This is a genomic window from Bradyrhizobium rifense (genome assembly GCF_008123425.1).
Classification (GTDB): Bacteria; Pseudomonadota; Alphaproteobacteria; order Rhizobiales; family Xanthobacteraceae; genus Bradyrhizobium; species Bradyrhizobium rifense.
The window spans coordinates 48,715-69,319 of record NZ_VSSS01000065.1; the positions used below are offsets into that span (position 1 = coordinate 48,715).

General features: G+C 62.0%; 22 protein-coding genes. 15 read left to right on the forward strand and 7 right to left on the reverse strand.

Annotated elements, in window-relative coordinates; translation table 11 throughout:
• Positions 1-99: 99 nt before the first annotated feature.
• Positions 100-1,014, reverse strand: a complete 915-nt coding sequence (locus FXB40_RS37760; RefSeq protein ID WP_129273744.1) for a nucleotidyl transferase AbiEii/AbiGii toxin family protein — start codon at positions 1,012-1,014, stop codon at positions 100-102.
• Complete coding sequence (locus FXB40_RS37765) at positions 1,011-1,748, reverse strand: type IV toxin-antitoxin system AbiEi family antitoxin domain-containing protein (RefSeq protein ID WP_148777350.1); 738 nt, start codon at positions 1,746-1,748, stop codon at positions 1,011-1,013. The genes FXB40_RS37760 and FXB40_RS37765 overlap by 4 nt, the downstream gene beginning before the upstream one ends.
• Before the next feature lie 135 nt (positions 1,749-1,883).
• Between FXB40_RS37765 and FXB40_RS37770 the strand changes: the two genes are divergently transcribed.
• Complete coding sequence (locus tag FXB40_RS37770; RefSeq protein ID WP_283813010.1) at positions 1,884-2,267, forward strand: DNA -binding domain-containing protein; 384 nt, start codon at positions 1,884-1,886, stop codon at positions 2,265-2,267.
• Positions 2,268-2,273: 6 nt separating this feature from the next.
• Here FXB40_RS37770 and FXB40_RS37775 read toward each other — a convergent pair whose 3' ends face one another.
• The 3 genes from FXB40_RS37775 to FXB40_RS37785 form a co-directional block, all read right to left on the reverse strand.
• Entirely contained in the window at positions 2,274-3,413 is a 1,140-nt protein-coding gene (locus tag FXB40_RS37775) for an RHE_PE00001 family protein (RefSeq protein ID WP_148777352.1), read from the reverse strand.
• 233 nt (positions 3,414-3,646) lie between these two features.
• Complete coding sequence (locus tag FXB40_RS37780; protein WP_148777353.1) at positions 3,647-4,042, reverse strand: type II toxin-antitoxin system VapC family toxin; 396 nt, start codon at positions 4,040-4,042, stop codon at positions 3,647-3,649.
• A complete protein-coding gene (locus tag FXB40_RS37785; protein ID WP_028152781.1) occupies positions 4,042-4,287 on the reverse strand; it encodes a type II toxin-antitoxin system VapB family antitoxin in 246 nt (81 codons plus the stop codon). The genes FXB40_RS37780 and FXB40_RS37785 overlap by 1 nt, the downstream gene beginning before the upstream one ends.
• A 1,765-nt stretch (positions 4,288-6,052) precedes the next feature.
• Between FXB40_RS37785 and repA the strand changes: the two genes are divergently transcribed.
• The 4 genes from repA to FXB40_RS37805 all read left to right on the forward strand — a co-directional run bounded on the left by repA (position 6,053) and on the right by FXB40_RS37805 (position 10,240).
• Positions 6,053-7,267, forward strand: coding sequence for a plasmid partitioning protein RepA (gene repA / locus FXB40_RS37790; RefSeq protein WP_148777354.1), 1,215 nt, complete (start codon positions 6,053-6,055; stop codon positions 7,265-7,267).
• A complete protein-coding gene (gene repB, locus FXB40_RS37795) occupies positions 7,264-8,283 on the forward strand; it encodes a plasmid partitioning protein RepB (RefSeq protein ID WP_148777355.1) in 1,020 nt (339 codons plus the stop codon). The genes repA and repB overlap by 4 nt, the downstream gene beginning before the upstream one ends.
• 197 nt (positions 8,284-8,480) lie before the next feature.
• Positions 8,481-9,713, forward strand: a complete 1,233-nt coding sequence (gene repC, locus FXB40_RS37800; protein ID WP_148777356.1) for a plasmid replication protein RepC — start codon at positions 8,481-8,483, stop codon at positions 9,711-9,713.
• A 107-nt stretch (positions 9,714-9,820) separates the two neighbouring features.
• Positions 9,821-10,240 (forward strand): hypothetical protein, encoded by a 420-nt coding sequence (locus tag FXB40_RS37805; RefSeq protein ID WP_148777357.1) that lies wholly within the window; start codon positions 9,821-9,823, stop codon positions 10,238-10,240.
• A 139-nt stretch (positions 10,241-10,379) separates the two neighbouring features.
• Here the strand turns inward: FXB40_RS37805 and FXB40_RS49570 are convergent, their stop codons facing one another.
• On the reverse strand, positions 10,380-10,580 hold the full coding sequence (locus FXB40_RS49570) for a hypothetical protein (RefSeq protein WP_148777358.1): 201 nt from the start codon (positions 10,578-10,580) through the stop codon (positions 10,380-10,382).
• A 147-nt stretch (positions 10,581-10,727) separates the two neighbouring features.
• Here FXB40_RS49570 and FXB40_RS37815 point away from each other — a divergent pair, with 147 nt between their 5' ends.
• From FXB40_RS37815 to FXB40_RS37830, 5 genes are all read left to right on the forward strand, one after another.
• The gene (locus FXB40_RS37815) at positions 10,728-10,910 is read left to right on the forward strand and encodes a hypothetical protein (protein ID WP_148777359.1); all 183 of its coding nucleotides are present in this window, start codon (positions 10,728-10,730) and stop codon (positions 10,908-10,910) included.
• Between the two features lie 705 nt (positions 10,911-11,615).
• Positions 11,616-11,927 (forward strand): DUF736 domain-containing protein, encoded by a 312-nt coding sequence (locus tag FXB40_RS37820; protein WP_148777360.1) that lies wholly within the window; start codon positions 11,616-11,618, stop codon positions 11,925-11,927.
• Positions 11,928-11,988: 61 nt separating this feature from the next.
• Positions 11,989-12,132, forward strand: a complete 144-nt coding sequence (locus FXB40_RS48380) for a hypothetical protein (RefSeq protein WP_164988358.1) — start codon at positions 11,989-11,991, stop codon at positions 12,130-12,132.
• A 404-nt stretch (positions 12,133-12,536) separates the two neighbouring features.
• Positions 12,537-14,138, forward strand: coding sequence for a tetratricopeptide repeat protein (locus FXB40_RS37825; RefSeq protein WP_148777361.1), 1,602 nt, complete (start codon positions 12,537-12,539; stop codon positions 14,136-14,138).
• Between the two features lie 22 nt (positions 14,139-14,160).
• Entirely contained in the window at positions 14,161-14,727 is a 567-nt protein-coding gene (locus FXB40_RS37830; RefSeq protein ID WP_148777362.1) for a hypothetical protein, read from the forward strand.
• Positions 14,728-14,846: 119 nt separating this feature from the next.
• On the opposite strand, the gene FXB40_RS37835 is transcribed toward FXB40_RS37830, so the two are convergent.
• Positions 14,847-15,116, reverse strand: coding sequence for a WGR domain-containing protein (locus FXB40_RS37835; RefSeq protein WP_246208232.1), 270 nt, complete (start codon positions 15,114-15,116; stop codon positions 14,847-14,849).
• Positions 15,117-15,683: 567 nt separating this feature from the next.
• Here FXB40_RS37835 and FXB40_RS37840 point away from each other — a divergent pair.
• From FXB40_RS37840 to FXB40_RS37860, 5 genes are all read left to right on the forward strand, one after another.
• Positions 15,684-16,445 (forward strand): ParA family protein, encoded by a 762-nt coding sequence (locus FXB40_RS37840; protein ID WP_148777363.1) that lies wholly within the window; start codon positions 15,684-15,686, stop codon positions 16,443-16,445.
• Positions 16,435-17,415 (forward strand): ParB/RepB/Spo0J family partition protein, encoded by a 981-nt coding sequence (locus FXB40_RS37845; RefSeq protein WP_148777364.1) that lies wholly within the window; start codon positions 16,435-16,437, stop codon positions 17,413-17,415. Before FXB40_RS37840 ends, FXB40_RS37845 begins: the two co-directional genes overlap by 11 nt.
• Positions 17,416-17,838: 423 nt before the next feature.
• Positions 17,839-18,357, forward strand: coding sequence for a plasmid mobilization protein (locus tag FXB40_RS37850; RefSeq protein ID WP_148777365.1), 519 nt, complete (start codon positions 17,839-17,841; stop codon positions 18,355-18,357).
• On the forward strand, positions 18,354-19,427 hold the full coding sequence (locus tag FXB40_RS37855) for a relaxase/mobilization nuclease domain-containing protein (protein WP_148777366.1): 1,074 nt from the start codon (positions 18,354-18,356) through the stop codon (positions 19,425-19,427). Before FXB40_RS37850 ends, FXB40_RS37855 begins: the two co-directional genes overlap by 4 nt.
• Before the next feature lie 227 nt (positions 19,428-19,654).
• A partial coding sequence (locus FXB40_RS37860; protein ID WP_347339800.1) for a DUF6538 domain-containing protein occupies positions 19,655-20,605 on the forward strand: 951 nt, incomplete at its 3' end.

The following is a 20,605-nucleotide window of genomic DNA, read 5'->3' on the forward strand; positions in this document are numbered from 1 at the left end:
CAGCTTATCCCTTCACGGATAGCCGATGGGGAGGCCGGCAGGGCCTCGTCGGCAGTCACACCGCATCACCTGCGGGCCGTGGCGACGGCCCACCTACGCTCATCCAAATAGCCGAGCCAGCGCATTCGATTGCTCGGTGAATTTTCGGGCGTTGGCCTTCCGAAGCCGTTCCAAGTTTTGCAGCTTCCATCGCAGGCCGGGAAGCTGCTCCAAGTGCGGCACGCCTAGTAGCGACCATTCGGGCTCTGCGGCAACCAGCGACAGCAGGAAGCGGCGCTCGTCGGCGCTCAGACCTTGCTGCAGTTCGCGCATCATTCGCTCGCGCGCTGCCAAGAGCGCGTCAAGTTCAACGGGCTCGGTGGTCATGCCCGCGAAATTGTGCTCGAACTCCTGGCGGAGATCCCGCAGCGATGGAAACAGGACCTCATGCACCGGCCGGTTATGGCTCGCGAGATAGACGACGAAAGCGCGGCGAATGCCGGCCGTGATTCCCTCGTGCGCGAAAAGCTGCGTGACGTCGAACAAATCGCGGGGATGCTGGCGGTCCATCGCCGCAACCAGTTTGCCGCCATATACGTCTTCGAACGACGCCACCGGGATTTCGAGATCCGCCTGCAGCGTGTCGCGCGCGGCCTCTGTCAGCGACGCGATGTGCACCGGATGGACGGTGCCGCGCATGACGAAGTTGACCTCGATCTTGACCTCAATGCCCCCTCGCCGCACCATCAGCTTGGTCTCGCCGGAATCCGTCGCGGCCGGCGCATGGGTCAGAAAGCCCTGCTTCTGCAGGCGCGCGGCCGACTGACGGATGGCCTCGTTGATGCGCCGCAGCGCCTGCTCGCGCGGCAGTGTGTGGTCGGGAAACACCAGATCGAGATCGACCGAGAGCCGCGGCATGTCGCGCACGAACAGGTTGATCGCCGTGCCGCCCTTGAGTGCGAACGTATCGTCGATGAGCACCAGCGGCGCCACGCGCGTCAGCAACCGCGCGCTGTCGAGGTAGACCTGGTTCATGGCTTCAGCACCAGGAGCCCGTCAGCGGAGCGGGACACCCAGGCCCTGTCGCTGCCCTTGGGCAGTTGAGACGGATCGAGTTTGCCGGCCCAGGGCTGTGAGAGTTCGCGGCCAAGCTGCAGGCACAGACGCACGGTCTTGACGCTGGTGCAGCGCTTGAGCAGGTCTCGCAGCAGATCGGCCCGCAGACTGTAAGTGCTTTCGACCAGCTCGCGCGCTTCTTGCAGCGGCTGCCGGACGCCGACTTCGCTCAGCACCTCCAGCAATGCGCGTTCCGGCGCCGAGACGAGCGGGCCGCCCTTGCGGCTCTCGAAGGGCCGGACATGAAGCAGCGCGCCCGGTTCTTCCTTGAAGAGTCGCTTGCGGTGGTACTCGGCCGGGAAGCGCTGGGTGAACCACTCCGGGAGGCGTCCCGCTTTCCAGCCGTACAGATGGAGGACGGGCCGCTGGGGGACGTACTGGCGGATGCCGTGCCAGTCGAAGGCCGACTTCCCGCCGACATGCAATCCTTCGAAGCTCCGCTGCAGCAGGACGAGGCTCGGGTGCAAAGTGGGCGGATCGTTTGGCCGGCAATAGACGCCGCGTGCCAACCGTTGCAACCAGCCGGCGCGGACATAGTGGACGGCAAGGTCAGCCGATATCCCGAGGACGGCGAGGTCACCGGAGGTCAGCGGCGCCCCCGGCGCCAAGCGGGTACAGAGCCTGTTTAGTTTGTTTCTTTGGGTCGTAGCCATGCTACGATAATAAGAATAATATCAAAGTTCTGCAAGTTTGAATTGGAAGCTGAAGTCGTAGTCAGGCTACGATAACCCGGATTAAGCTAAGGGAACCTCAAGATCAGCCATGAACCCGTCAGCTGCGGTTGCGCTATGCCCGGTGATACCCGACAGGCACCACGTGGTGCGCAACTACTCACCGGTGCACGAACGCGCCTACTCTCCGCTGACAAGAAACCCTGCCGGCGAATACACCCCATGCAGAAGTCAGCGGCCAATCTTGATGTCGCCGATGTCGCGCCGACCGCGCCGATTCTGACCGGCTATGACGAGCAGCACCTGGTTACCTATCTCCGTCTGCTCGACGCCGCAGCCGATGGCGCCGACTGGAAAGAGGTCGCGCGGACCGTGCTGCATATTGACGTCGCGCGCGAGCCGGATCGGGCGCGCCGGGCGTGGGAAACCCATCTCGCCCGTGCCCGCTGGATCACCGAGCATGGCTACCGGGATCTGCTGCGGGGCGGGGCACCGCACTGAGGGCGCCTACAGAATCCCCCAGGCCCGATATCGTCCCCTGCCGGTCACCTCCCGCAGGTCAAGCTCGCCGACCAGGTCCTGAGCGGCGCGCGGCGTGATCTTAAGCTCCTTCGCGATCATACCGGCCGAGGCGATCGGCCGGGTCAGCATATAGTCGAGCAGCGCCGGCAGTTTTGACGTGGCGCGACGGCCGGCGAGTTTTCGGGCGAGCAGGGTTCGCTGGTTAAGCCAGCGGTCGTGGTCCTTGAGCCCGGCCGCCGCGGCAGCGGTGATGGCCTCGAGTTGCACGGCGAGTCGCGCCGCCGCGTCGCGCGGCCGCCGGCGTTCGCGGGGGATCGCCTTCAACCCGTCATGCAGGCAGGGCAGATGCCAGCGGGTCTTGGCCCGCGCGCGCAACACGCTGGCTGCCAGCAGCCGGCCGAGCCAGGGCGTGTGCTGCAGCGGGGCGATGGCGTCCCAAGCCTCAGTCGCAAGCGCGGCCGCGAGCGTCGGCGGCAATATGCGGGTCTGCTCGACCACGGCGCGCCAGTCGTCGAGACGCGCGTCCTCGTCCCAGTCGGGGTCGTAGACCAGCGGGTCCCGCTCGGACTGGGTGCGACTCCCGCCGGCGAGTGTCCGCTCCGCCTTGGCATTCGCGGCGTCGACCGCGGCGAAGGCGGCGGCCAGGTGCGGGTCGGACTCGATGCCGCCAAGCGGCGTGTCGAGATCAGCGTCTCCGCTATCGTAGCCGCCGACGAAGCTTCGCTCCCCTTCCTTTCGGATGCCCCTGCCCTCCTCCCACTCGCCCTGCCCGGTGCGGCCGCGCAGGCTGTCGAGCCCCGCCGGCGATGGCGCCCAATCCGGCTTCGCGTCGGCGATGCGGCGCCGGGTCCGTAGCATGGCGTGGGCGCGGGTGAGTTCGTGGGTCGGGGCGCGGATGTCCATGCCGGCGTCGTGGAGAACCAGATCTTCGAGGTGGACCAATTCGCCTTCCAGCCACAGACTGGCGCAGGCGTCAGTATAATGTGTGCGCGCAATCCAGCCGTCGCGGATCGGGCTCTTGGCCAGGCGTTCGTCGAGCCGGGCAAGCGCGTCCTCGGCGATGGCGAGCGGGCTGGCTAGCTGAGCCCAAGGCAGTGGATCGGGAATTGAGTGACCGTTTTGCAAGGTCTTGTTAACCTTAACAGGAATCGTTCAAACGGAAGCTATCACGGGAATAACTTCGGTCATAGCGACAGGCTGGTTCCCCGTGGCACTCGCTGTCAATAATCACTGCTTATCGATTGAGCAGACCGTTAAAGCGCATAAGCGATCCCAGGGCCGCAGCCCGGTAGACTCCCTGCCCTGGTCCGGACAAGCCCCCTTCTTTCCGCGCGCCGCGGCCGCCCCAGCCGGGTCGCTTAGGCGGCTTCGATATCGGTTTGCGGAAAGTCACCGCCCTTGAACATCAAGGGCTGCCCCAGATGCCGGGCGCAAGCGTAGGCAAAACAGTCCCCGAAATTGAGGCTCGCCGGATGCCGGCCCTTGCCGAATCGGTCGAAGGCGTCGAGCGCGAGCCTTGCCGTTTCAGCCGGCACCGCGACTATGGAGATCTCCATCAGCGCCAAATACTCTTCGACCGCTTCGGCGGCGGCGCTGACCGAAAGATCCAGCACGCGCGCGACCGCGACCGCCGCCTCCCATACCGCCAACGGTGACGTCAAACGCGCTCCGGTCTGCTGCAGGCGAGCCAAAAGCTCTCGTGCCTCCTCCTCGTCGGTCAGGAGCGCGGTCAAAGCCGAAGCGTCGATGAACATCAGGTGTCCTCATACAAACTGTCGCGGAACGCCTTATCGGCGGGCTGTCCCTTGGCGGCGTCGCCCCTCGCGCGTAGATCCCGGCAGAACTGGACGCCAAGGTCGACCAAAGACGGCTTGCCCTGCTCGCGCTCGAGCTCATGGGCGAGCGCCACGTGCACTGCTTCGGTGAGGCCGAGTTTTTTTAGCGAGGCCACCTTGCGAGCGAGCGCGTCGGTCTCCGGGTTCTTGATGTGGAAGGCCATGGCGCGCTCCTCTAGACCGCATCGTGTATACCTATATACCATCACGGATACACTGACGGAAGGGCCGGCCTCGTCGTTGGCGCCCCTAAGACGCGCGGCCTTCGTTGCGTGTGAGGGCAACTTTTATGGTTAGTTGGCTATGAACGCCTGCCCTCTCCGTCTCCCGGGTGCTACTTCCCTCAGGGCTGTCCTCGCAGATCATCTGGCCCTTCGGGCTATTAACGACCATCCCACCCTCGCCCGCTCCTTCCTCGCTTTGAATTCTGCGCGGCGCGGATCGACGTCGACTGCTGATGCGATACCGATCGTGACTCGACTGGTGCAACGCGCCTTGGCGAATTGAAGCGAGGGATGACCGCAGGGCACAAATTGTTGTCAGCTGACAACATCCATCCTTGGCAGGGCCCTGTTGTCAGCTGACAACAATCGCCCAGGGGGGCGCTACTGTCTGCCATGATCCAGCGGCGTCCATGGGTCAGATCGGCTTCGTTCGAGAGCCACGCAGCTCGATATCCGCGCCAGCACCCACCATCGGGAGATCGTATTCGTTCGACGGCCTTGCCGCTCGCCAAAAGGGGCACCCCACGCCGGACGCCTTCCGATCAACCTGCGAGCTCGGCCTGAACCTCGCCCAAGGTCCTGAATGCGTTCGCCTGCTTGGCCCCTCACGCCGGTCCATTGTTGCGCTGGTCGATTCGAGTCAACAGGAGGTTCCCGCGCGGCGATACGATGCGGGCTTTCGAGGAAAACCGTCCCTATCTGGAACCCGGGCGCGGCGAGCGTTCCCGCGAATGGATCTGAAGGCCCGGCGTCGAGCTCCCCGCTCAAGATTGGATCCGCACCGCATCCCGGACGAGGTGGCGGCCCGTTGCCGTTCCTTCGTCGGATCGCACGCGCCCGGGGTGAAGCGATGATTGACGCGCTGCGGCACTCCTGCATCGTTGAAAAGGGCAAGGGGCCCCGTTGCAGCGCCGAGCCCTGAGGTCGATGTCGCGCCTGGCGATCCGTCGGTGTGGCCACACGGAAGTGCAAGAGAAGGGCCAGCGCGGATGACCTGGGATGCGTCTGCTCGGTTGCTTGCGACCTGTTCGCCCGGCCGGCCGGTGGATCCCCTGCGACAGTGCGGTTCTTCTGCTTGCCCTTTTTGGGGCGAGCGGCGACGCAGCGAAGTGACGCGCCAGCCCCCCGATCAACACCCGGGAAGGTCCGGCGCGCCGCCGATCCAAGCGAGACGACATCGTCGCTTTACGGTTGTCTTGCCATTCAGCGCGGGCGTCTGAGGCCATTGTCGTGAACGAGGCGGGGAGGGTGCTTCTCGCGGGACCGCGGCGCCAGACGTTGGGCAATGGCGGGCAGGAGCCGACGCTACATGGCGGCGCGATTCTCTAGAATTTGCCCTACATGACCTGAGATCAGAGCACTGAACGGAGGCTACGCACCGGGGCGTGTCCCGTCGTCCGGACTCCAGCCGTGGCAGCACCGTTCAGCGCAGCGGTTGGCGAGCTAAAAAAATGACGCTCTGGGGAGTCGTGAAGGCGAGCCGACTCACGCCATAGTCGAGGCTCATCCATTCGTGCTGAGCCGTTGTTGTCAGCTGACAACAACAGGGCGGTGCACCAAAAAAAAGGCCCGCGCGCCGTTTGGCACGTCATCGAGCGTTAATAACTCGTTAACCCTTTAATTCTTGCTCAAATCACAGAATCGTGGCCATCTCTCAAGACGGAGACTAGGCGTCTGACGAGCAGAAACCGTCTTGAGAAGGCAAATGGCGATCTTAGCGGAAAATTCGGCTACCATGAGCGAGACTGCGTCTGCGCGGATCACTCGGCACGCGGGCATTCTTTCCGGCCAGCTTCGCTCGCTCGCGACAACTCTTTTCCCGCCTTCGGCGAGCAAGTCGCTCCGGTCGTTCACCTCTGGAGAGGTTGCGCGAATTGCGGGCGTGTCCGATGGGTACCTTCGGCAGCTCTCTCTTGACGGACTTGGACCGACCCCAGCGACAGGAATCGGGGGGCGACGGTCCTACACTCTGGGTCAGATTCATGAGTTGCGCGAGTATCTAGCCACTGCGCGGCCGCGCGAAGCAATGGAATTCCTTCCGCGCCGGCGCCCAGGCGACAAGCTCCAAATCATCACCGTCGCAAACTTCAAAGGCGGCTCCGCCAAGACGACGACGGCATTGTATCTGTCGCAATACCTCGCCCTTGCCGGCTTTCGGGTCCTCGCGATTGACCTCGATCCGCAAGCTTCGCTTTCAGCAATGTTCGGGTACCAACCCGAGTTTGACATTGGGGCGAACGAAACCCTGTACGGGGCCATCCGATATGACGAACACCGCCGGCCACTGCGCGAGATTGTCCGGCCGACCTATTTTGACGGGATAGGGCTCGTTCCAGGCAATCTCGAGCTTATGGAATTTGAGCACACTACGCCTCGAGCAATGGTCGAGCGGCGAGAACGCGGACACGACCTGTTCTTTCGCCGTGTCGCCAGTGCCATCGACCAGGTTGCAGACGAATACGACGTCGTTGTGATCGACTGCCCACCCCAACTTGGTTACCTGACCATGGGCGCGCTAAACGCGGCGACCGCTATGCTCGTGACCATCCACCCGCAGATGGTTGATGTCGCATCCATGAGCCAATTTCTCCTCATGACGTCGGACCTCATGTCCGTCATCGAAGAAGCTGGCGGGCGACTCGATCACGATTTCATCCGGTACGTCATCACGCGTCACGATCCCAATGACGTGCCTGAAGCTCAAATTGTGGCCCTCCTGCGTACCCTATTTGGTTCGGATGTACTCCAGGCGACTGTGTGGAAATCGACCGCGATCGCCAACGCCGGTCTCACGAAGCAATCGCTTTATGAGTTGGAGCGCGGAGCCGTAGGGCGGGGCGCCTACGATCGAGCGTTGGAGTCGGTCGACGCGGTCAATGCCGAAATCGCGCAACTTCTTAAGAAGGTGTGGGGTCGATGAGCAAACGTACTGACACTATCAAGAGCCTTTTCACGGCCCCGCAATCAAGTGCGTTGTCAGCTGACAACATGCCCGCTGCCTTGCCGCGGGTCTCGTCGGGCTCGGTTCGCTCGTTGAAAGACTCTTTCTCTGAGGTTGAGAAAGAGAACGAGGAGCTTCGCGAAAGAATTGCATCCGGGGCTGTGATACTTGAAATCGACCCCTCGCTCGTCGATCCGTCACCGCTGGCCGACCGTTTTCGCGATCAGGATGATAGCTCGTTCGAAGCGCTCAAACAGTCGATCTCACAGCGTGGCCAAGAGGTGCCCATTCTCGTTCGGGAGCATCCTGAAGCGAAAGGGCGCTATCAGAGCGCCTATGGTCATCGCCGCGTCCGCGCCACGCGCGAACTAGGTATTTCCGTCAAAGCGATTCTGCGACCGTTGTCAGATGAAGCGCTTGTCGTGGCGCAAGGACTTGAGAACGCACCGCGCGAAGATTTGAGTTTCATTGAGCGCGCCAGCTTCGCGATGCATATCGAGGATGCCGGGCATAGCCGCTCAGTCGTGCAAGATGCGTTGTCGGTCGATCGGGCGGAGGCCTCGAAACTTCTTGCCGTGGCTCGATCGGTTCCTGCCGAGGTCATTCAAGCAATCGGGAAAGCCCCGAAAGTTGGCCGCGGCCGCTGGCAGTCATTCGCTGAATTGATCAAGGATTCCGCGGCACTCAAACGTGTCAGAGCGGCGATCGCCGAACCTAAATTTGCAGAGCGCGAAACCGACGCACGATTTCTTGCAGCATTCTCCGCAGCAACCCGTCCATCTCGCGGGGAGCCCCGGAAAGAGCCGGACGAGAAGCCGGTCTTTTCCGTGTCCGGGGATAAGATTGCGCACGTGCGTCAGGCCGAGCGCGAATTGAAGCTTACCATCGACAAGAATGTCTCGACGACATTCGCGGCATTTCTTGTGGACCAACTCCCGGCCCTGTTCGACGCCTTTTCCAAGAAGAGCAGTGGTCAGGAAAGTACCGAGGCCTGACGGTCTCGTCCCGTAAACACGAACCAGGAGCAGACAAGGCAAAAGAAAAAGGCCCCCGAAACGGAGTTCCGGAAGCCCTTCTCTTCAAGTTTGGCGACTGACAGAGAATCACTTTCGCGAATCGCAGTCAAGCGTTTCTACGCGATTTTATCGTCGTTTCGGCGAGCGGATTTTCTTTGCCCAACTGAGGCAAAGACATGCAGTCACACTCTCCAACGACGCCCTTTGGGCGGCGATCGCTGACGCTTGCCCATGTGGCAAGCCAGATGGTCGCAACGGCACGTCCTCCCGAGAAGATCGTGCACAAATGGAAGATCTTCCACGCCATCTGCACGGCACGGCCGCGGCTTGGGGTGTCGGAGCGCGCGCTCTCGGTGCTAAACGCGCTCTTAACCTTCCATCCCGAGACCGCGCTGACGGGAGAGGATGACCTGATTGTCTTCCCCTCGAACCATCAGCTCGCTCGGCGAGCGCACGGCATGCCGGCATCGACGCTGCGACGCCACCTCGCTGTGCTGGTCGACGCGGGGCTAATCGTTCGGCGCGACAGTCCAAATGGCAAGCGATATGCGCGGAAGGACGATGCTGGCGAAATCGAGCTCGCGTTCGGCTTCGATCTGTCACCGCTCGTCGTGCGTTCGGAAGAGTTCGAGAGCCTGGCGGCCGATTTCGAAGCCGAGGCCCGCGCACTCAAGCTCGTACGAGAGCGCATCACGCTGTGCCGGCGCGACATCGCGAAGATGATTGCAACTGGCATCGAGGAAGCCGTCCCGACGCGAAGGGGAGGGCAGGGGCCTGCCGATTGGCAGGTCGTGCACGCTGCCTTCCGCGCGATCGTCGATCAGATTCCGCGCACGGCGACGCGCCAGGAGCTCGAGCCGATCGCCGACGAGTTGTCTCAGCTCGCCGACGACGTGCTCAATCTTCTGGAAACACATATCAAATCGAAGAATCCGAGCGCCAATGAGTCCCATTCTGAGCGCCACATACAGAATTCAAATCCAGATGCCCTCATTGATCTTGAACCTAGCCTCCGAGAAGGCAGGGCTGCGGGAGCTGAGCCAAAGCCTCAACCATCGCGAGTCGGGGAGGGGGCGTATCCATTGGGAATGGTCCTGAGTGCATGCCCGGACATCGTCGATTATGCGAAGGGCGGGATTTCGAACTGGCGTGATTTCCTAGCCACAGCTAGCGTTGTGCGATCGATGCTGGGGATCAGTCCCAGCGCCTGGGATGAGGCGCAAAAGGTCATGGGCGAGGTGCCCGCAGCCATCGTCGTCGCGTGTATCCTGCAGCGCGGGACGGCGATCAATTCCGCCGGCGGTTATCTGCGCGGTTTGACGCGAAAAGCCGAGGTCGGCGAATTTTCGCTTGGCCCGATCCTGATGGCGCAGATCAATTCTCGCCGGCGAGACAAGCAGCGGGCGTGAGGCGATGAGGCGCCGTTCCCAGACCTTGCCTTTTTCGTGTGATCGAAATACCCGCACTGACCCGGCTTCTGCGCTATGTCGACGCAAAGCCGTTCGGAAGGATCGTCATGGCAAAACACCCTCCAATCATCCTCACGCCGTTTTTCCAGCCTCGTGATGAAGGCGCCGCGGAGCAACGGATGTACGTGGCGGGGTTCGCGGACGAGGCGGGCGAGGCCTGGGGGACGCTGATTCCGTTGGATGCGGAGATGGTCGAGCTTGCCGTTCTGGGACAACAGACATTCACCGTCTGGTGCAACTCCGACGGTCGCATCCAACCGCAGCCGAGCAGCGACAGTCTTTTTGAAGAGCTTCTGGAGAAAGGCCAATTGAAGGAGACGCCCCTCGATGAGCTCGTCGCCGAAGCCGTCGAGCAGGGCAGGAATGAACCCAATGATGACATCCTCGATATGTTCGAGACCCTGTATGAGCGGCTGGTGCGGGCCGTGGGCATGGTCGCTGACGAGATCGCGCGGCGCAGGCGATGACTCTTCGCGGCGCGCGTGCGCGGTTCAGTGCCGTAGGGCCAGCTTGTACTAACGCGAGCACCACGATCCGCGCGGCCGATACCCGGACCGGTCGATGAAAACATAGAAAACCGACGACCGGGCCGCGCTCCGACTACTCTTAAGCTTCGCCGGAGCCGGAAAACAGCGCCGTCGGCGGCGTCGCGCGCGGCGGCGGGAGGATCCGACCGCCCCGGGCTCCCGGTTTGCTCTTGAGATCGTATCGCTGGGCTAGGTCGAGTAGCCGCCGCTTGGTGAACGGGTCCGCGTACTCCGCCAGATCGCGCGCCCGCTGTGCGAAGCCTCTATAAAATTCTTCCACGACGCCACCCCGCAACATCACTGAAAATCGGATTTCAACGTGAGACGCGCTCCGCGTCAAGCGGCCTGGTGCATGCGGACAATTTTCGGCGATTTACTTGTGCTCGCGGCGCACGGGGAACTAAGCTGGTCCCGGCAGGCAAAAACCATGACTCCGCTCTACCTCAGCCGGAAGCTGTGCCCGAAGTGCGGTAAGCCGATGACGGCCGTGCCGGACGACGTCGCGCCCGGCCGGCCGCGCTACGTCTGCCTGGTCTGCGAGGACGATCCGCTGCGCGATCCCGCCGCCCGGAAGTGGGCGGAAAGCCCGCTGCGACCGCCGGCCAAATAACGTTCGAGTTGAAATCGAGCCCGGCAGCCGGATTGCTGCAGCGGCCGATTGTGCTCACAACCCTCTCCGTCGATGTGGCGTGACAACCCGAACGCTTAGCTTCGTTCCATCGCGCGTGCCGGCGGAATCATCCCCGGACTCGGAGGCCGGCATGCCCAGCGACGCCAGCATCTGTTTTACGCCTCGGGGGCGTTCGGTCGCATGGATGCGGAGGGCAGGGTTGATCCACATGGCGAGTACGTTGCCAGCCTCGCTCTCGATCTTGCGATCGCGAGTTCGACTGGTGCGCCGAAATTGCTGACAGCGACGATCTCCATTGCGGGTGATGACGCGCCGTCCAGGTGGCATACTTAAGGTGAGCCGCATTTTGCTGCCACGCCCGTTGCCGAATGGCCGAACGGATTAGAGCCGCCTGTCTTCATTCCATGTGTTTTCGCGACGGGCGCATCCATCAGCGTCCTCGATAAAGGCTGGTCTGACCGAAGGCCGATCCCGCTTCGCGGGCTCTCGATCTTGTCCCTGCAACGTCCGTCCTCGACTTTCTTCCCCTGGCGCTGCGCACCATTCCTCGCGGTCCAAGAAAGTCGCTGCCGGCCGCCCTCCACTTCATTTCGGCCCTTTGGGTGCAGGTCGATCGCCTCCGGTCTCACGACCGCCATCGAGGTCGCGATAGGCGCGGCCCGAGAAAACCAAGGGAATGAGACAATGGCTACCATCGGCACCTTCAGCTCAACGGGCAACGGCTTCTCCGGCGCCATCAAGACGCTCAACCTCAACGTCAAGGCCAAGCTGATCCGCGTCGACAACCCTTCCGACAAGGGACCGCATTTCCGCATCTACTCCGGCAACGTCGAGTTGGGCGCGGCCTGGCAGAAGACCGCGAAGGACACCGAGCGCGACTATCTCTCCGTCAAGCTGGACGATCCGAGCTTCCCGGCTCCGATCTACGCCACCCTGATCGAGGTCGAAGGTGCGGAAGGCCTCCAACTGATCTGGTCCCGGCCGAACCGCGACTGAGGCTCAGCCAGTGGGCTCCGCCGCAAGGCGGGGCCCGCTCCCTTCGACTGGAGATGCGATCATGACCGTCGACACCATTGAAGAATTGCGCGCCGAGCTGCGCGAATGCGTGTTCACGCCGGCCGAGCGCAAGGCGCTCGAAGTCGAGCTAGCCGAACTCATCCGCCAACGCAACGAAGCGCTCGCAGCCGAGGAGGGGGCGTAAGCCCCCTCCTGCATCTTACGATGCACCGTCGTTACGCGATCAGGATCGATACTTCATGAGCTCGAACACAATCTTCCCGACCATCACGCACATGTCGAGCCGGCCAACGACCGGCAACGCCCCCGCGCGGCCTGATCGGTGCCCGCCCGGCGGCAGATCGACCCCAGTAATGGCGGACTACGCTTCGCTATCCGCCTTACGATTTCGCGCACGGGCGGATGGAGCCTGACAGGCGTGCTTCCCTAACGCAAAATCCACCCGCTCGTATTGACTCGCATTGCGAATGGGCGAATCCTTCCAACAACGCAATTGCCACCGCCAATTTCAGCACTACGAATTTCGGCGCCCCGGCCTTTATCGGCGCCATCTGGGTAAATTCTTTCTGAACAGAAACGGAGGGGCCGATGCGCGCGCTCGCCTTGAGAACCGTCTCTCTTCTCACCCTCGCTATCCTGGGCTCGATCTCCCCCACGCGTAGCGCACACGCGCAGGACGGGACCGACGAGCAATTTGGCAAGGTTCACTTCCAGACCTCCTGCAACGAGGTGGCGCAGCGCCGCTTTGACCGCGGGATGCGCTATCAGCACTCGTTCTGGTACCGGCCCGCGAAAGAGATTTTCGAGGAGACGTTGCAGGCCGATCCGGAATGCGCGATCGCCTATTGGGGCATTGCCCTGAGTCTGCTGTACAATCCGCATTTTCCCGCGCCGAAGGAAAACCTCACCGAGGGCCTCGGCGCTCTGCAGAAGGCCAAGGCACTCGGCGCCAAGAGCGAACGCGAACGCGACTATATCGACGCGCTGCTGGCCTTCTATTCGGGCGACGAAAAGACGACGTTTGGCCAACGCGCGCAGGCCTATCTCAAGGCAACCGAAGCCGTCGCCGCGCGCTATCCCGATGATGACGAGGCGCAGATCGCCTATGCTATCACGCTGAATGTCACGGCGTCACCAAACGACAAGACCTATGCCAACCAGCTCAAGGGCGCGGCCATTTTGGAGCCGATCTTCAAGCGGCAGCCGCGGCACCCCGGCGTCGCGCATTACCTGATCCACCTCTACGACTATCCGGCGATCGCAGAGCGAGGTCTCGATGCTGCCAAGCGCTATTCCGAGATCGCGCCGGCGGCGCCGCACGCTTTGCATATGCCGTCGCACATCTTCACGCGCGTCGGCTACTGGAACGAATCCATCGACGCCAATAGTCGTTCTGCCAAGGCAGCCAAAGAGGGCAAGGACCCCAGCGAGCAGCTGCATGCCGACGACTATATGGTCTACGCCCTGCTCCAGCTTGCGCAGGACAGCCGAGCCCGCGACGTCATCGCGGACATGATTGCGACCACCGGGTATGCGCCGGCCGTCCGCGCCGGTCCCTACGCGATAGCGGCCAGTCAGGCACGCTATATGGTCGAGCGCGGCGATTGGCAGGGCGCTGCCGCGCTGAAGGTCGAGCCGAGCAGGTTCGCCTACGTCGATGCGATCACCTATTTCGCCCGCGCCCTTGGCGCCGCGCGCACCGGCAATGCAGACGCAGCAACGGCGGACATCGCCAAGCTGGCGGAGTTGCGGGACAAGCTGCAGCAGGACAAGGACGCCTATTGGGCTGAGATCGTCGACATTCAGCGGCAGGTCGCCACAGCCTGGCAGCTCAATGCCCAGGGAAAACAGGAGGACGCGTTGGAAGCGATGCGCCTTGCCGCCGATGCCGAAGACAAGACCGAAAAATCCATCGTGACGCCGGGACCGCTTGCCCCCGCGCGCGAGCTTTACGGGACCATGCTGCTCGAACGCGGCATGGCGACGGAGGCATTGGCCGCATTTGAAAGCACCATGCGCAAGGAGCCGAACCGCTTTGGCGCGACCATCGGCGCCGCTCACGCGGCCGAGAAAGCGGGGGATACTGTGAAGGCCCGCCAGTATTACGCGAAGATCGTCGAAACAGCGAGAAATGGCGACTCATCTCGGGAAGACCTCGCGGCCGCACGAAAGTTGATGGCTCAGAATTAGCAATGATGCCGCGGCAGCTTCCATGCGCTTGACAAGCAAATTCGTTGCGATCAGCACAGCCACCACACTGCTCTGCGCAGCCGCTGCGGTCTGGATCTTGCGATCTGGTGAACCGGCAAGCGCAACAGCGGCATCCGGCGAGATCCGCCCGGTGTGGACGGAAACCGAATGGCCTTTCGGGGCAGATCCCTGGGGTAAAGGAAAAGCGTTCCGCTGCAAGGCCGACGATTGCGGCGGCGAAGTCCAGCTCTACGTTCGCGCCAAGCTCGGCTTTTGCAATTGCGCCACCGGCGTCGCAGACGATGGCGACCTCGAGCAAATGGGCGACTTGGCGCTGATTGGGAAGGCAACGCCGATCGGTTCCGGCCGACAGATCATCGTCGGTCCGATGCGCGGCCGCAGCCGGGCCTATCGCGTCGAGGGAAATCGCAACGCCGCGCTCTCACTCGCCTTCAATCAGCGCTGCGACATGGTCGCCGCGACGGCTTTGGTTGGACCGGGCGCGCCCACGCCACTGGAGCCGGCGGTGCTGGCGTTCCTCAATAGCGACCGCATGTTGCAATGGGCCGAGATTGCGCTTGGGTTATGAGTCAAAGCAATTCGGCTTCCGTCGTTCGCAGAACCATAGGACCTCCCGCTCTTCGTCAAGGATAACGTCCCTTAGTGGGTGTGAGCTCCGTCCTGTTTCGATTTTGCCTTGGTCTGGCATCAAGGCCGCGAAACAGATAGAGCCGCCATCACAGGCAGAGCCGTAATCCTCGAAAGAATGTCAGACCAAGGCGGTTTTTCGTCCGTGACAGCGTAACCGCGCCTCCGCTTGGCACGCTCCAGGCGTACGAATGCTTCGATCGCCTCCGCACTACCATCGAAGGTCTGCACCATGGTCTTGCCACTCGTGCCGATCCGGCCCCAATTGCGGATCAGCGACATTTCTCCGAACAAGGTGAGCTGCGTGGATAGCGCATAAAACCGCCGCATATTGTGCGCGGCATCGATGCGGCGCAGATGAAGCGGTTCTGGTTCGGCACGGACAGATTCTCGCTTCGGAGGGAAGCGCCGTCCAATGAGTTTTATGAATCGACCGGGCAGATCGATTCATTTTATCGATAGGTCCATTGCGCCGCAGCTGCCGCGACCCGTCCTATTGCCGGATTGAATCTCTCCTCGATGGAGACTTCGCCAACAAAACTTCCTGCGGCTCTTCCAGCCCAGTCTGCTTGGGCGAGCCCCTTCGGGGACGGCTCTGCTCGCGCCGCCGCGGCGACGCCCCGGAGCCCACAAGCGGTCTCCGCGCCTTCGCGTGACGATCCTCTCGCGACCTGTCGCGGAGCGACCAGCAACGAGCACAATCCCAGTTCGCGCCCAGAATTTCCCTCGACGGCTATGGGCTGACCTGACTCTTGTGGCAGGGGCTTCGCCGGACGAATTCCGGGATCGTTCCGGTGACCGGATTCGCAATTGCTGTTGGTTCAAACCAACATCCGCCACGACATGATTGGACGAGGACATGCCGCCCACGCCGTTAGACCCATTTCGGACCTCAAGATGAAGACCATTGTCATCAACAATCAAAAGGGCGGGGTCGGCAAGACGACGCTTGCTGTGCATTTGGCCTGGTTCATGGCGGAAGCGGATCGCCGCGTTCTCGTCATCGACGTTGATGCACAGAGCAATGCGTCGGATACGTTGAGGCACTACGCCGGTTCAACGTTAGCCGCGGATCTGTTCAAGCCGGGGATACGGGTCGTAGCTCGAGAAGACGAAGGCCTAACGCTCGCGCCGGCCGATAGCTCGCTGACCGATCTCGATCGCAGCAGTGCGGCCGCCATAACGACTCTGCAAGAGAACCTCGCTATCGCGTCGGATCAGTTCGATGCCTGCGTCATCGATACGCCGCCATCACTTGGACTGCGCAGTGTCGGCTGTTTGGTTGCGGCGTCGCATGTGCTTGCCCCCATCTATCTAGAGGATTATTCGATTAAAGGCGTCAAAGGTCTGATGCAGACTGTGATCGGGGTGCAGAGGCGCTATGGCCGCCAGGATACGAAGTTTCTCGGGTTGCTGCCTTCGAACTTCAACACGAAATCGCCCCGTCAAAGGAGCCATCTTGAGCAACTGTTGCGCGAGGCGGGCAAATATGTGTTCCCGGGTCAGATCGTTGCAAGGGACGGCTACGCCGAGGCCGTTGCGGAACGCCTGCCGGTCTGGAAGTTGAAGCGCCGCTCTGCGCAGGAGGCTGGTCGGGAAATCCGCGATGTTCTCGCCAAGATCGTCGCGCAGATGGACGAGCCGGCACATGGCGCTTGATCTCAGCTTTAAGCAGCTCATAGACGCCGCGGAAGATGCTGGCGCCTCAACCGGGCAACCGACTTCGATATCCATCGACCGTATTGACGAAGATCCGGACCAGCCTCGTCGCAATTTCGACGAACAGAAGCTCGAGGAGCTTGCGGAATCAGTCCGTCAGCATGGCGTGCTGCAACCGATCGTGCTGCGGCAAGCGACCGAGGAAGGTCGGTACGTGATCGTCATGGGGGCGAGGCGGTATCGTGCCGCCAAGCGCGCTGGGCTCCGTGACATCCCAGCTTTCATCCATGCCGTTGGTTCTGCGGATCGTTATGTTCAGATGATCGAGAATATCCAGCGTGATGACCTCAATGCCCGCGAAATTGCGGTGTTCATCGCGGACCGTTTGGAGCAGGGTGACAACCAAGCGGACATCTCGCGCAAGCTCGGCAAGCCGAGGGACTGGGTGTCTCGCTACGCGTCGGTACAGAGCATGCCGGAGTTCCTCCGGTCGAAGCTTGCCAGCTCATCAATCCGTGCTGTGTATGAACTCTACCAGGCTTGGCGCGAGCAGCCGAACGCCATCGAAACTTTATGCGCAGCACAGGATAGCTTCACCGACTCCCACGCCCGTCAATTGGCTCGCAAAGTTCGGACCGAAGTCCGCGGCTCCCCTGCTGATGGCGAGGGGCTGCCTGGAGCTCAACCCGCACGACGCCCGATCGCACCGCAAGTGGCATTGCGACTCAGGGAGAGCGACCGCGTGACGGCGATCGCGGAAAAGCCCCCCAACTCTTCGGTCGATCGAAACGGGCGAATGAGCGGACCACTGACGATCCGAGTGCGTCACCAAAGTCGCACCGGCCGTCTTCTGGTCGATCGACTCGCGTCTCAAGGCTCACGGCACGCAGTCCTGTTGGTTGATGGCGCAGAAGAGGCGGAAGAGGTTCCAGCATCGACCATCACAATCGAAGAGATCCTTTTCGCATGAAGCTGGTCTTAGACAGCCTCCTCAGAAACGCTGCTTCATTTGGTGCACCGGCGCAGCGGATTTCCCATCCGAAGGATGGCGCGTTAGCGCAGCAGCCGGAGGCCGAACGCGCCCCCCAAAGCGCTGTAGAGAGGCCGGAGGCTGCTGGAAAGCCGCGGTCCGCATATTCGGTGCCAATATTGCCGATCTGCACGCGCGGCGTTCGTGGAGCACAAGGATCAGGGGCGACGGCTTCGTCATTCCCGAGGAATTCTCCGCCTCAATCGTCGGTTGGATTGGATCCCACCTGCTGCAACTCCCGAGCTTTCACTGCCGAGCCTGTTGGTTTGAACCATCGTGGAGCGGGTGGAAGGAGTCGCGTTTTCTAGTGCAGGATAGGCTTCGCGCCAGCGATGTATTACATCGAGATCGGGATTGGAGTGCATGGCTCTGATCTCGCTTCGCGTCCCCGACGAAGTCGCTGCGGAGTTCTCAGTTCTTGCAGCTACCCAGGGCGGCAAATCCGCGCTGCTGCGGCGTCTCATTGCTGATGCACTAGCTGCACCAGCGCCGCGCATCTTGGCGTTGCCGGTCGGACGGCCGGAAAAGGTGACGGTGCGATTTCGCGAGAGCGAGATGCGGCAGCTGGCAGAGGTCTCACATCAGCGCGGCATGACCCGAACCGGCTGGATCGTCGCGCTGGTGCGCTCGCGATTGGGGTCGCCGGTGCAGCATTCCCCGCACGAGCATGACGCGCTTCGCGCGATCGTTCGCGAGCTCAATCGGATCGGCGGCAACATCAACCAGATCGCGCGGGCCGCAAACACCAGTGTGCTACAGGGCAGGGCGGTTGAGCCCGATTTGTCGGTAATTCAAGAAGCCAAATTGGTCATCGAAAGAGAGCTCGCGCAATTGCGTAGTGCGCTGCACGGCAACGCGGATTATTGGGATGGACGGCGATGAGCCGTCGCTCGCCGCGGCCAGCCAACCTGGACTCCGAACTTCCGCCGATCTCGTATGTTTGGGAAACGCCCAATCGGCGCCCACGGCGGGCCGAGTGGGATATCCCCGATCCGGCCGCTCCAGGCCGTCTTACGCCGGCGATGCGTGCAAAGCTCGAACGCATCGTGCGCCGAGCGCCCGAGGTGATGGTCAAGATCACCGGTCGTACCAAGGACGTGGCGCATCTCAAATCGCACCTGGCCTACATCACGCGAAATGGCGAGCTCGATGCGGAAACAGAGCAGGGCGCGACGCTGGCGGGTCGTTCCGGATTGAAAGATCTGCAGCAACGCTGGGAGGATGATGCCGGCCTCGACGACAAGCGTCGCCGTGATGGATCGATTTCGATCAACATCATCCTATCAATGCCGGCTGGCACGGATGCCGTCGCCGTCAAGGATTCGGCTCGGGCATTTGCCATCGAGACGTTCGGGGACAATCACGACTACGTCTTCGTCCAGCACCTCGATGGCAAGCATCCCCACGTACACTTGACCGTTCGGTCGCTGGGCCATAACGGCAAGCGCCTCAATCCCCGCAAGGCGGATCTTCAGGTCTGGCGGGAACGGTTTGCTGGCGAGCTCCGGCTTCGCGGAATCGCAGCGGAGGCAACGCCGCGGCGAACCCGCGGGCGGGTTCGAAAGGCCGATCGGGGGGCGGTGCTCGCTATGCGCAAGCGAAAGATCACGCCCGATGTCGATCGGCTCGCCAGACAGGAGGTGCTTTCGGAGGTGAGGGGCGGCAAGGCGGCCAAACATCCTTGGGACGAACAAACTAAGTCACGTCAGGATGCGATCCGAAGGCGATATCTCGACAATGCCGCCGAGCTGCAGCGCTCTGGAGAGGCGGCTGATCACGCGCTCGCGCGACAGATACGGCAATTCGTCGACGACATGCCTGCCATCGAAACTCGCCGGCATGCGTTGAAAAATGAGCTTGCTGAGCTTGCCAATACCCGTTGTCGCGGCGCGGAGCAGGGCGTTGATGCAGAGGGGCACGACAAAACACGAGGCGACGAGCGGAGCAGATAGGCGGATCATAATCCTCGGGGCGCAGGTTCGAGTACCTCTCCAGTGTAACCCGTTGATTTCCCAGACTTGGCCGATCGACGGCACTGCGATTTACAAAGTGCGGCAGGCTAACGGGGGTTCGAATCCCACTCTCTCCGCCATCGGCCGCGCTAAACGCCTGAAACTCCGCATTTACCTATAAAATAAGGCTTTCCGAAAAGTCTCGGTGGTACACAGGAGTGGTCACCGTGAGACTTGTCGTGATCGGCCCTTGGAAGAATCCGCGCTCGAACGTCTATTGGTTCAGACGCCGCATTCCGGCGAAATATCGCAGGTTCGGCATGCCCGCCGAGATCAAGTTCAGTCTCGGCACCACCGATCTGGAAGAGGCCAAGATCCTCTGCCAGGAGGAGAACCTGAAGCTCGAGCGGCAGTGGCGCGCCAATCTGCCGGGCGAGCAGCCGACGCAGCTCACGCACCTCCAGATCGTCGCGCTCGCCGGCGAACTCTACAAGGAAACGGTGACGGCCCGCCGCGACGAGCCCGGTCCTCCGGCCGAGATCGAACGGTTGTTGAGAGAGCACGCGAAGCGCAAACGGCCCCCGATCGGTCCGCTCGATCCGCACCTGTACATGACGTTCGGCCTCGAAGCGCGGGCGTTCCTGCAGCGGAAGGGAATCCATCTCGTCGGCGACCGGCTCCAATCCTTCATCCGTTCCTTTGTCGAGGCCAAAGAGCTCGCGACGCAAGAATTGCTGCAGAACGCGAAGAAGGACTACACACCCAACGACAAGGTCGCCGCGCGCTTTCCGGAATACAAGCCGCCGAATCCCGCGAAGAAGTTCGACGTGCTGTGGGGCGAGTTCGTCGAGGCCAAGGAGCTGGCGGCGTCGACGCGCAAGAAGTGGGAGCCGTATTTCGCGCAGCTGATCAGACGCATCGGTACCGACGACATGAGCAGCGTGACCGAACAGCATCTGCTCGATTGGCGCGATGCGCTGCTGGCGTCGAAAGCGTCGCGACGCAACGTGAAATTCGGCTACATCGCCGCGGCCCGAGCTTTCTTCGGGTGGGCCAAGAACGAGAAGAAACTGACGATCAATCCAGCCGCCGAAGTCATCGTCACCCTCTCCGAAAAGAAGAAAAAGAAAAAAGTCTGTCAATCGGCCTGCAAATTTGGCTCTGACTCATTTCTGATG

Bases quoted from the DNA above. Each gene is read 5' to 3' on its own strand.
- FXB40_RS37855 (WP_148777366.1), top strand. From the start codon at position 18,354: ATGAGCCGTCGCTCGCCGCGGCCAGCCAACCTGGACTCCGAACTTCCG.
- FXB40_RS37780 (WP_148777353.1), bottom strand. From the start codon at position 4,042: ATGTTCATCGACGCTTCGGCTTTGACCGCGCTCCTGACCGACGAGGAG.
- FXB40_RS37785 (WP_028152781.1), bottom strand. From the start codon at position 4,287: ATGGCCTTCCACATCAAGAACCCGGAGACCGACGCGCTCGCTCGCAAG.
- repB (WP_148777355.1), top strand. From the start codon at position 7,264: ATGAGCAAACGTACTGACACTATCAAGAGCCTTTTCACGGCCCCGCAA.
- FXB40_RS48380 (WP_164988358.1), top strand. From the start codon at position 11,989: ATGACCGTCGACACCATTGAAGAATTGCGCGCCGAGCTGCGCGAATGC.
- repC (WP_148777356.1), top strand. From the start codon at position 8,481: ATGCAGTCACACTCTCCAACGACGCCCTTTGGGCGGCGATCGCTGACG.
- FXB40_RS37825 (WP_148777361.1), top strand. From the start codon at position 12,537: ATGCGCGCGCTCGCCTTGAGAACCGTCTCTCTTCTCACCCTCGCTATC.
- FXB40_RS37760 (WP_129273744.1), bottom strand. From the start codon at position 1,014: ATGAACCAGGTCTACCTCGACAGCGCGCGGTTGCTGACGCGCGTGGCG.
- FXB40_RS37815 (WP_148777359.1), top strand. From the start codon at position 10,728: ATGACTCCGCTCTACCTCAGCCGGAAGCTGTGCCCGAAGTGCGGTAAG.
- FXB40_RS37820 (WP_148777360.1), top strand. From the start codon at position 11,616: ATGGCTACCATCGGCACCTTCAGCTCAACGGGCAACGGCTTCTCCGGC.
- FXB40_RS37850 (WP_148777365.1), top strand. From the start codon at position 17,839: ATGGCTCTGATCTCGCTTCGCGTCCCCGACGAAGTCGCTGCGGAGTTC.
- FXB40_RS37805 (WP_148777357.1), top strand. From the start codon at position 9,821: ATGGCAAAACACCCTCCAATCATCCTCACGCCGTTTTTCCAGCCTCGT.
- FXB40_RS37765 (WP_148777350.1), bottom strand. From the start codon at position 1,748: ATGGCTACGACCCAAAGAAACAAACTAAACAGGCTCTGTACCCGCTTG.
- FXB40_RS37830 (WP_148777362.1), top strand. From the start codon at position 14,161: ATGCGCTTGACAAGCAAATTCGTTGCGATCAGCACAGCCACCACACTG.
- FXB40_RS37845 (WP_148777364.1), top strand. From the start codon at position 16,435: ATGGCGCTTGATCTCAGCTTTAAGCAGCTCATAGACGCCGCGGAAGAT.
- FXB40_RS37840 (WP_148777363.1), top strand. From the start codon at position 15,684: ATGAAGACCATTGTCATCAACAATCAAAAGGGCGGGGTCGGCAAGACG.
- FXB40_RS37770 (WP_283813010.1), top strand. From the start codon at position 1,884: ATGCCCGGTGATACCCGACAGGCACCACGTGGTGCGCAACTACTCACC.
- FXB40_RS37835 (WP_246208232.1), bottom strand. From the start codon at position 15,116: ATGCGGCGGTTTTATGCGCTATCCACGCAGCTCACCTTGTTCGGAGAA.
- repA (WP_148777354.1), top strand. From the start codon at position 6,053: ATGGCGATCTTAGCGGAAAATTCGGCTACCATGAGCGAGACTGCGTCT.